The sequence below is a fragment of the Pseudomonas sp. GD04158 genome (assembly GCF_029834875.1).
Lineage (GTDB): Bacteria > Pseudomonadota > Gammaproteobacteria > Pseudomonadales > Pseudomonadaceae > Aquipseudomonas > Aquipseudomonas hydrolytica.
This window is the reverse complement of sequence record NZ_JAODYT010000008.1, coordinates 46,342-60,173: the sequence shown is the minus strand read 5'-3', so window position 1 is coordinate 60,173 and position 13,832 is coordinate 46,342. Positions and strand designations below refer to the sequence as shown.

The 13,832-nt window shown below is 64.7% G+C and carries 14 protein-coding genes; all 14 read left to right on the top strand.

The genetic code is table 11. The annotated features are described in order from the left end of the window. Positions 1–53 precede the first annotated feature (53 nt). Complete coding sequence (ccoN, locus tag N7333_RS05425) at positions 54–1,493, top strand: cytochrome-c oxidase, cbb3-type subunit I (RefSeq protein ID WP_279858570.1); 1,440 nt, start codon at positions 54–56, stop codon at positions 1,491–1,493. Beyond that, a complete protein-coding gene (gene ccoO / locus N7333_RS05420; protein ID WP_279858569.1) occupies positions 1,493–2,101 on the top strand; it encodes a cytochrome-c oxidase, cbb3-type subunit II in 609 nt (202 codons plus the stop codon). Before ccoN (N7333_RS05425) ends, ccoO (N7333_RS05420) begins: the two co-directional genes overlap by 1 nt. Before the next feature lie 5 nt (positions 2,102–2,106). Beyond that, on the top strand, positions 2,107–2,286 hold the full coding sequence (locus N7333_RS05415) for a CcoQ/FixQ family Cbb3-type cytochrome c oxidase assembly chaperone (RefSeq protein WP_012018853.1): 180 nt from the start codon (positions 2,107–2,109) through the stop codon (positions 2,284–2,286). After that, positions 2,283–3,209, top strand: coding sequence for a cytochrome-c oxidase, cbb3-type subunit III (gene ccoP / locus N7333_RS05410; RefSeq protein WP_096826642.1), 927 nt, complete (start codon positions 2,283–2,285; stop codon positions 3,207–3,209). Before N7333_RS05415 ends, ccoP (N7333_RS05410) begins: the two co-directional genes overlap by 4 nt. A 345-nt stretch (positions 3,210–3,554) precedes the next feature. Further along, positions 3,555–4,997, top strand: coding sequence for a cytochrome-c oxidase, cbb3-type subunit I (gene ccoN, locus N7333_RS05405; protein WP_012018856.1), 1,443 nt, complete (start codon positions 3,555–3,557; stop codon positions 4,995–4,997). After that, the gene (gene ccoO, locus N7333_RS05400; RefSeq protein WP_012018857.1) at positions 4,997–5,605 is read left to right on the top strand and encodes a cytochrome-c oxidase, cbb3-type subunit II; all 609 of its coding nucleotides are present in this window, start codon (positions 4,997–4,999) and stop codon (positions 5,603–5,605) included. The genes ccoN (N7333_RS05405) and ccoO (N7333_RS05400) overlap by 1 nt, the downstream gene beginning before the upstream one ends. A 6-nt stretch (positions 5,606–5,611) precedes the next feature. Next, on the top strand, positions 5,612–5,806 hold the full coding sequence (locus N7333_RS05395) for a CcoQ/FixQ family Cbb3-type cytochrome c oxidase assembly chaperone (RefSeq protein ID WP_003243863.1): 195 nt from the start codon (positions 5,612–5,614) through the stop codon (positions 5,804–5,806). Next, on the top strand, positions 5,803–6,798 hold the full coding sequence (gene ccoP, locus N7333_RS05390; RefSeq protein ID WP_003243861.1) for a cytochrome-c oxidase, cbb3-type subunit III: 996 nt from the start codon (positions 5,803–5,805) through the stop codon (positions 6,796–6,798). Before N7333_RS05395 ends, ccoP (N7333_RS05390) begins: the two co-directional genes overlap by 4 nt. A 158-nt stretch (positions 6,799–6,956) precedes the next feature. Next, positions 6,957–8,369: a cytochrome c oxidase accessory protein CcoG gene (gene ccoG / locus N7333_RS05385; protein WP_129483391.1), complete on the top strand. Its 1,413-nt coding sequence runs from the start codon at positions 6,957–6,959 to the stop codon at positions 8,367–8,369. Positions 8,370–8,382: 13 nt separating this feature from the next. Beyond that, positions 8,383–8,901, top strand: coding sequence for a FixH family protein (locus N7333_RS05380; RefSeq protein ID WP_012018860.1), 519 nt, complete (start codon positions 8,383–8,385; stop codon positions 8,899–8,901). Positions 8,902–8,909: 8 nt separating this feature from the next. Next, positions 8,910–11,318: a heavy metal translocating P-type ATPase gene (locus N7333_RS05375; protein ID WP_279858568.1), complete on the top strand. Its 2,409-nt coding sequence runs from the start codon at positions 8,910–8,912 to the stop codon at positions 11,316–11,318. Positions 11,319–11,393: 75 nt separating this feature from the next. After that, complete coding sequence (gene ccoS / locus N7333_RS05370) at positions 11,394–11,600, top strand: cbb3-type cytochrome oxidase assembly protein CcoS (RefSeq protein WP_012018862.1); 207 nt, start codon at positions 11,394–11,396, stop codon at positions 11,598–11,600. Beyond that, the gene (locus tag N7333_RS05365; protein WP_003243851.1) at positions 11,593–12,276 is read left to right on the top strand and encodes a sulfite exporter TauE/SafE family protein; all 684 of its coding nucleotides are present in this window, start codon (positions 11,593–11,595) and stop codon (positions 12,274–12,276) included. The genes ccoS and N7333_RS05365 overlap by 8 nt, the downstream gene beginning before the upstream one ends. 166 nt (positions 12,277–12,442) lie before the next feature. Continuing rightward, positions 12,443–13,825, top strand: coding sequence for an oxygen-independent coproporphyrinogen III oxidase (gene hemN / locus N7333_RS05360; protein WP_129483389.1), 1,383 nt, complete (start codon positions 12,443–12,445; stop codon positions 13,823–13,825). Positions 13,826–13,832 lie beyond the last annotated feature (7 nt).

The following is a 13,832-nucleotide window of genomic DNA, read 5'->3' as shown; positions in this document are numbered from 1 at the left end:
CGGGCACCACGGTTATCGGCCGCTCTGCCATAACCGTGGATGGAAACCCAGACATGAACACAACAACCCGTTCCGCCTACAACTACAGGGTGGTTCGCCAGTTCGCCATTATGACCGTGGTTTGGGGCATCGTCGGCATGGGACTCGGCGTTTTCATCGCCGCCCAGCTGGCCTGGCCCGACCTCAACTTCAACCTGCCCTGGACCAGCTTCGGCCGGCTCCGCCCGCTGCACACCAATGCGGTGATCTTCGCCTTCGGCGGCTGCGCCCTGTTCGCCACCAGCTACTACGCGGTACAGCGCACCAGTCAGACGACGCTCTTCGCGCCCAAGCTGGCTGCCTTCACCTTCTGGGGTTGGCAACTGGTGATCGTGCTCGCGGCCATCAGCCTGCCCCTGGGCTGGACCAGTTCCAAGGAATACGCCGAGCTGGAATGGCCGATCGACATCCTGATCACCATCGTCTGGGTCTCCTACGCCATCGTCTTCTTCGGCACGGTGATGCAGCGCAAGGTCAGCCACATCTACGTCGGCAACTGGTTCTTCGGCGGGTTCATCCTCACCGTGGCCATCCTGCACGTGGTCAACAACCTGGAAATCCCGATCACCCTGACCAAGTCCTACTCGCTGTATGCGGGGGCGACCGATGCGATGATCCAGTGGTGGTACGGCCACAACGCCGTGGGCTTCTTCCTGACCGCCGGCTTCCTGGGAATGATGTACTACTTCGTGCCCAAGCAGGCTGGGCGTCCGGTGTATTCCTACCGCCTGTCCATCGTCCACTTCTGGGCGCTGATCGCGGTGTACATCTGGGCCGGCCCGCACCACCTGCACTACACCGCGCTGCCTGACTGGGCGCAGAGCCTGGGCATGGTGATGTCGCTGGTCCTGCTGGCGCCGAGCTGGGGCGGCATGATCAACGGCATGATGACCATCTCCGGTGCCTGGCACAAACTGCGCACCGACCCCATCCTGCGCTTCCTGGTGGTGTCCCTGGCCTTCTACGGCATGTCGACCTTCGAAGGTCCGATGATGGCCATCAAGACTGTCAACGCCCTGTCCCACTACACCGACTGGACCATCGGCCACGTGCACGCCGGCGCCCTCGGCTGGGTTGCCATGGTGTCGATCGGCTCGCTGTATCACCTGATTCCCAAGGTGTTCGGCCGCGAGCAGATGCACAGCATCGGCCTGATCAACAGCCACTTCTGGCTGGCCACCATCGGCACCGTGCTGTACATCGCCTCGATGTGGGTCAACGGCATCACCCAGGGCCTGATGTGGCGCGCGGTGAACGAGGACGGCACCCTGACCTACTCCTTCGTCGAAGCGCTGGAAGCCAGCCACCCCGGCTTCGTGGTGCGGGTGATCGGCGGCGCGATCTTCTTCGCCGGCATGCTGCTGATGGCCTGGAACGTCTGGCTGACCGTACGTAGCGCCAAATCCACCGAGATGGAAGCCGCTGCGCAGTTCTCGGTAGAAGGAGCCCACTGATGAAACACGAGATTCTCGAGAGGAACATCGGCCTGATGGCCCTGGTGATGATCCTGGCGGTCAGCATCGGCGGCCTGACCCAGATCGTTCCGCTGTTCTTTCAGGACGTCACCAACGAGCCGGTCGATGGCCTCAAACCCTACACCGCGCTGCAACTGGAAGGTCGCGACATCTACATCCGCGAGGGCTGCGTCGGCTGCCACTCGCAGATGATCCGTCCGTTCCGCGCCGAGACCGAGCGCTACGGCCACTACTCCGTCGCTGGCGAGAGCGTCTGGGATCACCCCTTCCTGTGGGGCTCCAAGCGCACCGGTCCGGACCTGGCCCGCGTCGGCGGCCGCTACTCGGACGAGTGGCATCGCGCCCACCTGTACAACCCGCGCAACGTCGTGCCGGAGTCGATCATGCCCGCCTACCCCTGGCTGGTGGAGCACAACCTCGACGGCAAGGACACCGCCAAGAAGATGAGCGCACTGCGCACATTGGGCGTGCCCTACAGCGACGCCGACATCGCCGCCGCCGGTGACGCGGTCAAGGGCAAGACCGAGATGGACGCCCTGGTCGCCTACCTGCAGGTGCTCGGCACCGCCGTGAAGAACAAAAGGTGAGCGCCATGTTCGAGCTTATCGATATCGGCACCCTGCGCGGCCTAGGCACCGCGCTGGTTCTGCTCGCCTTCACCGCCGTCACCCTCTGGGCCTACAGCGGCAAGCGCCGCGACGCCTTCGCCGAAGCGGCCAACCTGCCCTTCGCCGATGAGCCCAAGCCCGCCGTTTCGAGGATCCAAGCATGACCACCTTCTGGAGCTGGTACATCACCCTGCTGACCCTGGGTTCGCTGGTCGCGCTGTTCTGGCTGATCTTCGCCACCCGCAAGAGCGAAGTGCACAAGAACCCGACCGAGCAGACCATGGGGCACTCCTTCGATGGCATCGAGGAGTACGACAACCCGCTGCCGAAGTGGTGGTTCATGCTGTTCCTCGGCACCCTGGTGTTTTCCGTGGCCTATCTGCTGCTGTACCCGGGCCTGGGCAACTTCAAGGGCCTGCTGCCGGGCTACGAGGACGGCTGGACCCAGGTCAACCAGTGGCAGCGCGAAATGAATCGTGCCGATGAGTTGTACGGGCCGATTTTCGCCAAATATGCGGCCATGCCCATCGAAGAAGTGGCGAAAGACGAGCAGGCGCTGAAGATGGGCGGTCGCCTGTTCGCCTCCAACTGCTCGGTGTGCCATGGCTCCGACGCCAAGGGTAGCTACGGCTTCCCCAACCTGACCGACAGCAGCTGGCGCTGGGGCGGCGAGCCGGAGGCCATCAAGACCACCATCCTCAACGGCCGCATGGGCATGATGCCGGCGCAAGGCCCGGTGATCGGCGAAGATGGCGTGCGTAACGTCGCTGCCTACGTGCTGCAGGAACTGGGCGGCCGCGAGCTGCCGGAAGGCACCCAGGCGGATGTCGCGGCCGGCAAGCAGATCTTCGCCAGCACCTGCGCCGCCTGCCACACCCCGGCCGGCACCGGCATGGCCGCCATGGGTGCGCCGGACCTCACTCAACCGAGCGCCTTCATCTACGGCAGCAGCTTCGCCCAACTGCAACAGACCATTCGCTATGGTCGCAGCGGCAACATGCCCGCCCAGGGTGATTTCCTCGGCAACGACAAGGCCCACCTGCTGGCCGCCTACGTGCTCAAGCTGAGCCAGGGCGACGCCAAGTAATACCCCGCTGCACCGGCGACCGACCGTCGGTCGCCGGCCCCTCTATATATATGTGCGACTCAGTGTCGCACCTGCCGACCAGCCGCCCGGCAAATTCTCCGATCTGGGCTAAGCTGCCTTTCAGTCGCCATCTGTCACAACTCCAAGGCGATCCTTTCTTAGCGCTGCGCAAACTGGTTGCGCAAAAAGCTGCCAGGGCTGTTGCTCAAGTCATCCTGCATGACCCGGCAAGGGCTCTGAAACCCCGTTGGCGTCGGCATGTCGCGTTGCAATGGCTACCTGCTTTCTCCATACTTGCCGCCGATTTTTGCCCCATAAAACTCCATTAACCGTGGAACCCCTAGCATGAGCACAGCAATCAGTCAGACTGCTTATAACTATAAGGTGGTCCGCCAGTTCGCCATTATGACGGTGATCTGGGGGGTCATTGGGATGGGTCTAGGCGTGTTCATCGCCGCACAACTCGTGTGGCCGGAACTCAACCTAAACCTGCCGTGGACCAGCTTCGGCCGTCTGCGCCCGCTGCACACCAACGCGGTGATCTTCGCCTTCGGCGGATGCGCCCTGTTCGCGACCTCGTACTACGTGGTCCAGCGCACCTGTCAGACGCGCCTGATCTCCGACGGTCTGGCTGCCTTCACCTTCTGGGGCTGGCAAGCGGTCATCGTGCTCGCCGTGATCACCCTGCCCATGGGCTACACCAGCTCCAAGGAATACGCCGAGCTCGAGTGGCCGGTGGACATCCTGCTGGGCATCGTCTGGATCACCTACCTGGTGGTGTTCTTCGGCACCATCGTCAAGCGCAAGACCAAGCACATCTATGTGGGCAACTGGTTCTTCGGGGCGTTCATCCTGGTCACCGCGATGCTGCACATCGTCAACAGCGCAGCCATGCCGGTGAACATGTTCAAGTCGTACTCCATGTACGCTGGTGCCACCGACGCCATGATCCAGTGGTGGTACGGCCACAACGCCGTGGGCTTCTTCCTGACCACCGGCTTCCTGGGGATGATGTACTACTTCGTACCCAAGCAGGCCGAGCGTCCGATCTACTCCTACCGCCTGTCCATCGTGCACTTCTGGGCGCTGATCACCCTGTACATCTGGGCCGGTCCGCACCACCTGCACTACACCGCGCTGCCTGACTGGGCGCAGAGCCTGGGCATGGCCATGTCCGTGGTGCTGCTGGCACCGAGCTGGGGCGGCATGATCAACGGCATGATGAGCCTGTCCGGCGCCTGGCATAAGCTGCGCACCGACCCGATCCTGCGCTTCCTGGTGGTGTCCCTGGCCTTCTACGGCATGTCGACCTTCGAAGGCCCGATGATGGCCATCAAGACCGTCAACGCCCTGTCCCATTACACCGACTGGACCATCGGCCACGTACACGCCGGCGCCCTCGGCTGGGTAGCGATGATCTCCATCGGCTCGCTGTATCACCTGATTCCCAAGGTGTTCGGCCGCGAGCAGATGCACAGCATCGGCCTGATCAACGCGCACTTCTGGCTCGCCACCATCGGCACCGTGCTGTACATCGCCTCGATGTGGGTCAACGGCATCACCCAGGGCCTGATGTGGCGCGCGGTGAACGAAGACGGCACCCTGACCTACTCCTTCGTCGAAGCGCTGGAAGCCAGCCACCCCGGCTTCGTGGTGCGCATGATCGGCGGCGCCTTCTTCGTCACCGGCATGCTGCTGATGGCTTACAACACCTACCGCACCGTGCGTGCCGCCAAGCCGGCTGAATACGAAGCGGCCGCGCAGATTCCCGCCGGAGTAGCTCACTGATGAAACACGAAATCATCGAGAAGAATATCGGCCTGATGGCGCTGCTGATGGTGATCGCCGTCAGCATCGGCGGCCTGACCCAGATCGTTCCGCTGTTCTTCCAGGACGTCACCAACGAGCCGGTGGAAGGCCTCAAGCCCTACACCGCGCTGCAACTGGAAGGCCGCGACATCTATATCAAGGAAGGCTGCGTCGGCTGCCACTCGCAGATGATCCGTCCGTTCCGCGCCGAGACCGAGCGTTACGGCCACTACTCCGTCGCCGGCGAAAGCGTCTGGGATCACCCCTTCCTGTGGGGCTCCAAGCGCACCGGTCCGGACCTGGCCCGCGTCGGCGGCCGCTACTCGGACGAGTGGCATCGCGCCCACCTGTACAACCCGCGCAACGTCGTGCCGGAGTCGAAGATGCCCGCCTACCCCTGGCTGGTGGAGAACACCCTCGACGGTCGCGACACCGCGAAGAAGATGGAAGTCATGCGCGGCTTCGGCATCCCCTACACCGATGAAGACATCGCCGGTGCTCGCGACGCCGTGAAGGGCAAGACCGAGATGGACGCGCTGGTCGCGTACCTGCAGGTTCTCGGCACTTCCATCAAGAACAAACGGTAAGACGCTATGGACATCGGGACTATTCGCGGTATCGGCACGGCGGTGGTGTTCATCGCCTTCATCGGCGTGGTGCTCTGGGCTTACAGCAGCAAGCGCAAATCCAGCTTCGACGAGGCGGCCAACCTGCCCTTCGCCGACGACCCCGAAGCCAAGCCCGAGTCCAAGCGTGACCAAGACTCTTCCAGGAGCAATAACCAATGACCACGTTCTGGAGTTGGTACGTAACCATTCTGTCTCTGGGCACCATCTTCGCCCTGACCTGGCTGATCTTCGGCACCCGCAAGGGCCAGCGCCAGGAAACCACCGAGGAAACCGTCGGCCACAGCTTCGACGGCATCGAGGAGTATGACAACCCGCTGCCGAAGTGGTGGTTCATGCTGTTCGTCGCCACCATCGTGTTCGCTCTGGGTTACCTGGCCCTGTATCCGGGCCTGGGCAACTTCAAGGGTCTGCTGCCGGGTTACGACTACCTCGACAGCGAGAACAAGACCCCCTTCGCGGCTGGCGTGCAGGTTGCCGGTGGCGAAGTGCGTCATGCCGGCTGGACCGGCGTGCACCAGTGGGAGAAGGAGATGCTGCGCGCCGACGAGCAATACGGCCCGCTGTTCGCCAAGTACGCCGCGATGTCGATCGAAGAAGTCGCGCAGGACCCGCAAGCCCTGAAAATGGGCGGTCGCCTGTTCGCCTCCAACTGCTCGGTGTGCCACGGCTCCGACGCCAAGGGCAGCTACGGCTTCCCCAACCTGACCGACAGCGAATGGCGCTGGGGCGGCGAACCGGAAACCATCAAGACCACCATCCTCAAGGGTCGCCAGGGCGCCATGCCGGCTCAAGGCCCGGCCATCGGCGAAGACGGCGTGCGCAACGTCGCTGCCTATGTGCTGAAGGAACTGGGCGGTCGCGAACTGCCGGAAGGCGTGGAAGCCGATATCGAAGCGGGCCAGAAGGTCTTCGCCGGTACCTGCTTCGCCTGCCACGGCGCCGACGGCAAGGGCACCCCGGCCATGGGCGCACCGAACCTGACCAACCCGGCAGCGTTCATCTACGGCAGCAGCTACGCGCAACTGCAGCAGAGCATCCGCTACGGTCGTCACGGCAACATGCCGGCCCAGGAAGAATTCCTCGGCAACGACAAGGTGCACCTGCTGGCCGCCTACGTGTACAGCCTGTCGCACAAGGCACAAGAGCAGTAATAGCGCGACTCTTTTGACAAGGGTCAATGAACGCCCGGGACGCGACTGCTGGTCGCACCCGGGCGTTGTCTTTCAGGCGTACCATATATCTACCGTGAACCGACCCTGACCGGCACGTATCGGCCTGGGCTGCTAACCAACCGCTTTGGTATGCATTGATGAGCGAACAGATTCCCGTCCAGGACATCACCCCTCCTTCTGCCAAGAATGCCAGCGTCGACCTCTACGCCAGTCGCGAGAAGATCTACACCCGTGCATTCACCGGCCTGTTTCGCAACCTTCGACTCGCGGGGGGCGCCCTCCTCTTCCTGCTGTTCTTCGGTACCGTCTGGCTGAACTGGGATGGCCGCCAGGCCGTCTGGTGGAACCTGCCGGAACGCAAATTCCACATCTTCGGTGCTACCTACTGGCCGCAGGATTTCATGCTGCTGTCCTGGCTGCTGATCATCTGCGCCTTCGGCCTGTTCTTCATCACCGTGTTCGCCGGCCGCGTCTGGTGCGGCTACACCTGCCCGCAAAGCGTGTTCACCTGGGTGTTCATGTGGGCCGAGAAAGTCACCGAGGGCGACCGCAACCAGCGCATGAAGCTGGACAAGCAGCCCATGAGCGGCGCGAAACTGGGCCGCAAAGCGGCCAAGCACGGTATCTGGGTGGGCGTCTCGCTGCTCACGGCGATCACCTTCGTCGGCTACTTCACACCCATACGCGAGCTGGTCATCGAGATCTTCACCGGTGAAGCCAGTGGCTGGGCCTACTTCTGGATCGGCTTCTTCACCCTGGCCACCTACGGCAACGCCGGCTACCTGCGCGAACAGGTGTGCATCTACATGTGCCCCTATGCGCGCTTCCAGAGCGTGATGTTCGACCAGGACACCCTGATCGTCTCCTACGACCCGCGCCGCGGCGAAAAGCGCGGCCCGCGCAAGAAGGACGCCGACTACAAGGCGCAGGGCCTGGGCGACTGCATCGACTGCAAGATGTGCGTGCACGTCTGCCCCACCGGCATCGACATCCGCGACGGCCTGCAGATCGAGTGCATCGGCTGCGCCGCCTGCATCGATGCCTGCGACAGCATCATGGACAAGATGAACTACCCCAAGGGGCTGATCAGCTACACAACCGAACACAATCTTTCCGGGCAGAAGACCCACCTGATGCGGCCGCGCCTGATAGGCTACGCCGTCGCGCTGGTGGCCATGATCGGCCTGTTCGCCTGGGCCGTTGCCCATCGTCCGCTGGTGGAGCTGGACGTGCTCAAGGACCGCGTGCTGTTCCGCGAGAACGAGCGCGGCCATATCGAGAACGTCTACACCCTGAAGATCATGAACAAGGCGCAGCGCGACATGACCTACGTGATCACCGCCGACGGCCTGGACGGCTTGGTCTATGAAGGCAAGCGCGAGGTTCGCGCCCTGGCTGGCGAGGTCTACTCCTTCCCGGTCGAGCTGTCGATCTCCCCGGAGAAGCTGCCCTCCAGCGCCAACAACATCGTCTTCCACGTACAATCCGTGGACGACCCGAGTATCAAGAACGACGCCGACAGCCGTTTCATCGGCCCAAGCGTCCGCTGACAACGGTAAAAGCATGACCGAACAAGCACCATCGCCAGTCAAACCCTGGTACAAGCAGTTCTGGCCCTGGTTCATCCTGTTCCTGCTGGGCTACTCGGTAGTGCAGGGCCTGACCCTGCTCACCATCGCCACCAAGAACCCGCCGGGCCTGATCTCCGACGACTACTACGACGTCGGCAAGGGCATCAACCAGTCGCTGGAGCGGGAAAAGCTGGCCGAGCGCCTGCAACTGCACGGCCAGATGGTGCTGGATGAGGCCACCGGTACCGTCGAGCTGCAGCTCGAAGGCAACAGCCGCCCGCAGCAATTGGTACTCAACCTGATCTCGCCGACCCAGCCCGAGCGCGACCGCCGCATCATCCTGCAGCCGAGCGCCGACGGCATGTACCGCGGGCAGATGGTCGACATGGTCACCGGCCGGCGCTTCGTCGAACTGCTCGGCGAGGAAGGCAGCCAGCAGTGGCGCCTGTTCGAGGAAGAGACCATCGCCGACGGCCAGACCATCGAGCTGGGCGACAACCCCTCCTACTGATCCTGCCGATGCCCGCCCCCACTCCCTGCTACCACTGTGGCCTGCCGGTGCCTGCCGGCAGCAGCTTCCACGCCAAGGTACTCGGCGCGACCCGCGAGATGTGCTGCCCCGGTTGCCAGGCGGTGGCCGAGGCCATAGTCGCCGGAGGCCTGGAACACTACTACAAGCACCGCAGCGAGAACGCCGCCAACCCACAGGCCCTGCCTCAGGCCCTACCGGACGAGCTGGCGCTGTACGACCGCAGCGAGGTGCAGCAGCCCTTCGTCCAGCAGGACGGCGAGCTGAGCGAAACCCAGCTGCTCATCGAAGGCATCAGTTGCGCCGCCTGCGGCTGGCTGATCGAGAAACACCTGCGCGGCGTGCCTGGCGTGGCCGAGGCGCATCTGAACCTGTCCAATCACCGCCTGCAGGTGCGCTGGCAGGATAGCCAGATCCCCCTGAGCAAGCTGCTCGCCGAATTGCGCCGCATCGGCTACGCCGCCCATCCCTGGCAACCCGACGAAGCGGCCGAACGTCTGGCCGCGGAGAACCGCCGGCGCATGCGCGAACTGGGCGTGGCCGGCCTGCTGTGGATGCAGGTGATGATGGCGACCATGGCCACCTGGCCGGAATTCAACGTCGACCTGTCACCGGAGCTGGACAAGATCCTGCGCTGGACCAGCCTGTTCCTCACCACCCCCATCGTTTTCTATTGCTGCGGCCAGTTCTTCCGCGGCGCCCTACGTGACCTGCGCACCCGCCACCTGACCATGGACGTGTCCGTTTCGCTGGCCATCGGCGGCGCCTACGTGGCCGGCATCTGGTCGACCATCACCGGTCAGGGCGAGCTGTATTTCGATGCCGTGGGCATGTTCGCCCTGTTCCTGCTCGCCGGCCGCTATCTGGAGCGCCGCGCCCGCGAACGCACGGCGACGGCCACGGCGCAACTGGTCCAACTGCTGCCGGCGTCATGCCTGCGCCTGGACGCCGACGGCCAGAGCCAGCGCATCCTGCTCAGCGAACTGCGCATCGGCGAGCAGGTGCTGGTGCAGCCCGGCTCGCTGATCCCGGCCGACGGTCAGGTGCTGGCCGGCCAGTCCAGCGTCGACGAATCGCTGCTGACCGGCGAATACCTGCCGCAGCCGCGCGGCATCGGCGACGGCGTCACCGCCGGCACGCTGAATGTCGAAGGCCCGCTGACCGTACAGGTGCAGGCGCTGGGCGACGCCACCCGTCTGTCCGCCATCGTCCGCCTGCTGGAGCGTGCGCAGAGCGAAAAGCCGCGTCTGGCCGAGATCGCCGACCGGGTCGCGCAATGGTTCCTGCTGTTTATCCTGATAGCCGCCGCCCTGGTCGGCCTGGCCTGGTGGCAGATCGATTCCGGCCGCGCCTTCTGGGTGGTGCTGGCGCTGCTGGTGGCTACCTGCCCCTGCGCCCTTGCCCTGGCCACGCCCACGGCACTGACCACCGCCACCGGCAGCCTGCACAAGCTGGGCATGCTGCTGACGCGCGGCCATGTGCTCGAAGGCCTCAACCAGATCGACACCCTGGTGCTGGACAAGACCGGCACCCTCACCGAGGGGCGCCTGACGCTCAAGGCCATCCACCCGTTGCGCGAACTCGATGAAGGCGCCTGCCTGGCGCTCGCCGCAGCGCTGGAGAATCGCTCCGAGCATCCCATCGCGCGCGCGTTCAGCCAGGCGCCGCATGCCGCGGAATCCGTCGACAGCCATCCCGGCCAGGGCCTGCAGGGCCGTGTCGAAGGCCGCCTGCTGCGTATCGGCGAGGCGACTTTCGTCTGCGCCCTGAGCGGCCAAGCCGTGCCGTCGATTGCCGGCGAGCACGGCCAATGGCTGCTGCTGGGCGACGAACAAGGGCCGCTGGCCTGGTTCGTTCTCGATGACCGCCTGCGCGACGACGCCGCGCAGCTGATCGCCGCGGCGCGGGCCCGGGGCTGGCACATCCGCCTGCTGTCCGGCGACAGCTCGCCGATGGTCGGCGAAGTGGCGCGCCAGCTCGGTATCGAGGACGCCCGCGGCGGCCTGACCCCGGATGCCAAGCTGGCGGTGCTCAAGCAGTTGCACGGCGAGGGTCGCCGCGTGCTGATGCTGGGCGACGGGGTCAACGACGTGCCGGTACTGGCCGCCGCCGATATCAGCGTGGCCATGGGCTCGGCGTCCGATCTGGCCAAGACCAGCGCCGATGCGGTGCTGCTGTCCAACCGCCTGAGCAGCCTGGTGGAAGGGCTGAAGCTTGCCCGGCGCACGCGGCGCATCATCATCGAGAACCTGTCCTGGGCGACTCTGTACAATGGCCTGGTGCTGCCCTTCGCCGCGCTGGGCTGGATCACGCCGATCTGGGCCGCCGTGGGCATGTCGCTCAGCTCGCTGCTGGTGGTACTCAACGCGCTGCGCCTGAGCCGCACCCCGAACACCTAGGTGCGAGCGCTGCTCGCAACCAAGCGGTTCGCGAGCAGCGCTCGCGCCTACCCAGATGCCCACCATGGAGACAGCATGTCCGCCCTCTACATCCTGATTCCCGTCGCCATCGCCCTGGTCGGCTTCGCCATCTGGCTGTTCTTCTGGGCGGTGGACAGCGGCCAGTACGATGACCTCGACGGCCCGGCGCACAGCATTCTGTTCGACGACGAAGACCCGCTGCACAAGGCGGGGGTCGAACAGGCCGAAGAGCCGAGCAAGCAGGACAAACCCGATGCTTGAACTGACGCCCTTGCTGGTGTCGGCACTGATTCTCGGCCTGCTCGGCGGCGGCCACTGCCTGGGCATGTGCGGCGGCCTGATGGGCGCGCTGACCCTGGCCATTCCTCCCGAACAACGCGGCAGGCGCCTGCAGCTGCTGCTGGCCTACAACCTCGGGCGCATTCTCAGTTACAGCCTGGCTGGCCTGCTTCTGGGATTGGCCGGTTGGGCCGTTGCCGGCAGCAAGGCCGAGGTGATCATGCGCACCCTGGCAGCGCTGCTGCTGATCGCCATGGGTCTGTACCTGGCCGGCTGGTGGAGTGGCCTGACCCGTATCGAGGCGCTCGGCCGCGGCCTGTGGCGCCACATTCAACCGCTGACCCGACGCTTTATGCCGGTCACCAGCCTGCCACGCGCCCTGGTGCTGGGCGGGCTATGGGGCTGGCTGCCGTGCGGGCTGGTCTACAGCACCCTACTGTGGGCCTCCAGCCAGGGCAACGCGGTGGATAGCGCCCTGCTGATGCTGGCCTTCGGCCTGGGCACCTGGCCGGTGCTGCTGGCCACCGGGCTGGCTGCCGAGCGCCTCACCGCCCTGCTGCGCAAACGCGGCGTGCGCATGGCAGGCGGCCTGCTGGTCATCCTGTTCGGCATCTGGACCCTGCCCGGCCCGCATCAGCACTGGCTGATGGGGCACTGACACGTAGCCCGGATGTAATCCGGGAGCAAGGCGCCCAACATCCCGGATTGCATCCGGGCTACACAGCGACAAGACATCGGCGCCCCACGCGCCCTTGATTCAGGTCAAGGCCCCTTGTCCCCTGCATCCCTAGACTGGCCGCAAAGCCTGTCCAGGATTCTTTCCCATGCTCGATGCCATCCAGTGGGATGCCGACCTGATCCGCCGTTACGATCTCGCCGGCCCGCGCTACACCTCCTACCCGACCGCCGTGCAGTTTCACGACGACATCGGCCCGTTCGACCTGCTGCACGCCCTGCGTGACAGCCGCAAGGCCCGGCGCCCGCTGTCGCTGTACGTGCACGTGCCGTTCTGCGCGCACATCTGCTACTACTGCGCCTGCAACAAGGTGATCACCAAGGACCGCGGTCGCGCCCTGCCCTATCTGGAAAAGCTCGAGCGGGAAATCGAGATCGTCAGCCGCTACGTCGACAAGGACCAGCCGATCGAACAGCTGCACTTCGGCGGCGGCACCCCGACCTTCCTCAGCCACGACGAATTGCGTCGGCTGATGCTGCACCTGCGTCAGCATTTCAATCTGCTCGACGACGATTCCGGCGACTACAGCATCGAGATCGACCCGCGCGAGGCAGACTGGTCGACCATGGGCCTGCTGCGCGAGCTGGGTTTCAACCGCGTCAGCCTCGGCGTACAGGACCTCGACCCCGAGGTGCAACGCGCGGTCAATCGCCTGCAGACCTTGGAAGAAACCCGCGCCATCGTCGAGGCGGCGCGCACCCTGCAGTTCCGCTCGGTGAACATCGACCTGATCTACGGCCTGCCCAAGCAGACGCCGGAACGCTTCGCGCGGACCGTGGCCGAAGTGATCGCCCTGCAGCCGGACCGCCTGTCGCTGTTCAACTACGCGCACCTGCCGGAGCGCTTCATGCCGCAGCGGCGCATCAACAACGATGACCTGCCCAGCCCGGGCGACAAGCTGGTCATGCTGCAAGCCAGCATCGAACAGCTGACCCGCGCCGGCTACCGCTACATCGGCATGGACCACTTCGCCCTGCCCGACGACGAGCTGGCCGTGGCTCAGGAGGAAGGTACCCTGCAGCGCAATTTCCAGGGTTACACCACCCATGGCCACTGCGACCTGATCGGCCTGGGGGTGTCGGCCATCAGCCAGATCGGCGACCTGTACAGCCAGAACGACAGCGATATCACCAGCTATCAGCAGACCCTGGGCAACGGCCAGCTGGCAACGCGCCGCGGCCTGCACTGCAACGCCGACGATCGCCTGCGCCGCTCGGTGATCCAGCAACTGATCTGCCATTTCGAACTGCGCTTCAGCGATATCGAGCAGGCCCACGGCGTGAACTTTAACGAGTACTTCGCCAGTCTCTGGCCGCAGCTGGAGCAGCTGCATCGCGACGGCCTGATCGAACTGAATGCGCAGGGTATCGAGGTGCGCCCGGCCGGACGGCTGCTGGTGCGTTCGCTGTGCATGCTGTTCGACCGTTATCTCAACGACCAGGTGCGCCAGCGCTTTTCACGGGTGATCTGAACCAGCA

What these genes read in the sequence shown, in the direction of transcription:
- ccoN (WP_279858570.1), top strand. Translation starts at nt 54, where the DNA reads ATGAACACAACAACCCGTTCCGCCTACAACTACAGGGTGGTTCGCCAG.
- ccoO (WP_279858569.1), top strand. Translation starts at nt 1,493, where the DNA reads ATGAAACACGAGATTCTCGAGAGGAACATCGGCCTGATGGCCCTGGTG.
- N7333_RS05415 (WP_012018853.1), top strand. Translation starts at nt 2,107, where the DNA reads ATGTTCGAGCTTATCGATATCGGCACCCTGCGCGGCCTAGGCACCGCG.
- ccoP (WP_096826642.1), top strand. Translation starts at nt 2,283, where the DNA reads ATGACCACCTTCTGGAGCTGGTACATCACCCTGCTGACCCTGGGTTCG.
- ccoN (WP_012018856.1), top strand. Translation starts at nt 3,555, where the DNA reads ATGAGCACAGCAATCAGTCAGACTGCTTATAACTATAAGGTGGTCCGC.
- ccoO (WP_012018857.1), top strand. Translation starts at nt 4,997, where the DNA reads ATGAAACACGAAATCATCGAGAAGAATATCGGCCTGATGGCGCTGCTG.
- N7333_RS05395 (WP_003243863.1), top strand. Translation starts at nt 5,612, where the DNA reads ATGGACATCGGGACTATTCGCGGTATCGGCACGGCGGTGGTGTTCATC.
- ccoP (WP_003243861.1), top strand. Translation starts at nt 5,803, where the DNA reads ATGACCACGTTCTGGAGTTGGTACGTAACCATTCTGTCTCTGGGCACC.
- ccoG (WP_129483391.1), top strand. Translation starts at nt 6,957, where the DNA reads ATGAGCGAACAGATTCCCGTCCAGGACATCACCCCTCCTTCTGCCAAG.
- N7333_RS05380 (WP_012018860.1), top strand. Translation starts at nt 8,383, where the DNA reads ATGACCGAACAAGCACCATCGCCAGTCAAACCCTGGTACAAGCAGTTC.
- N7333_RS05375 (WP_279858568.1), top strand. Translation starts at nt 8,910, where the DNA reads ATGCCCGCCCCCACTCCCTGCTACCACTGTGGCCTGCCGGTGCCTGCC.
- ccoS (WP_012018862.1), top strand. Translation starts at nt 11,394, where the DNA reads ATGTCCGCCCTCTACATCCTGATTCCCGTCGCCATCGCCCTGGTCGGC.
- N7333_RS05365 (WP_003243851.1), top strand. Translation starts at nt 11,593, where the DNA reads ATGCTTGAACTGACGCCCTTGCTGGTGTCGGCACTGATTCTCGGCCTG.
- hemN (WP_129483389.1), top strand. Translation starts at nt 12,443, where the DNA reads ATGCTCGATGCCATCCAGTGGGATGCCGACCTGATCCGCCGTTACGAT.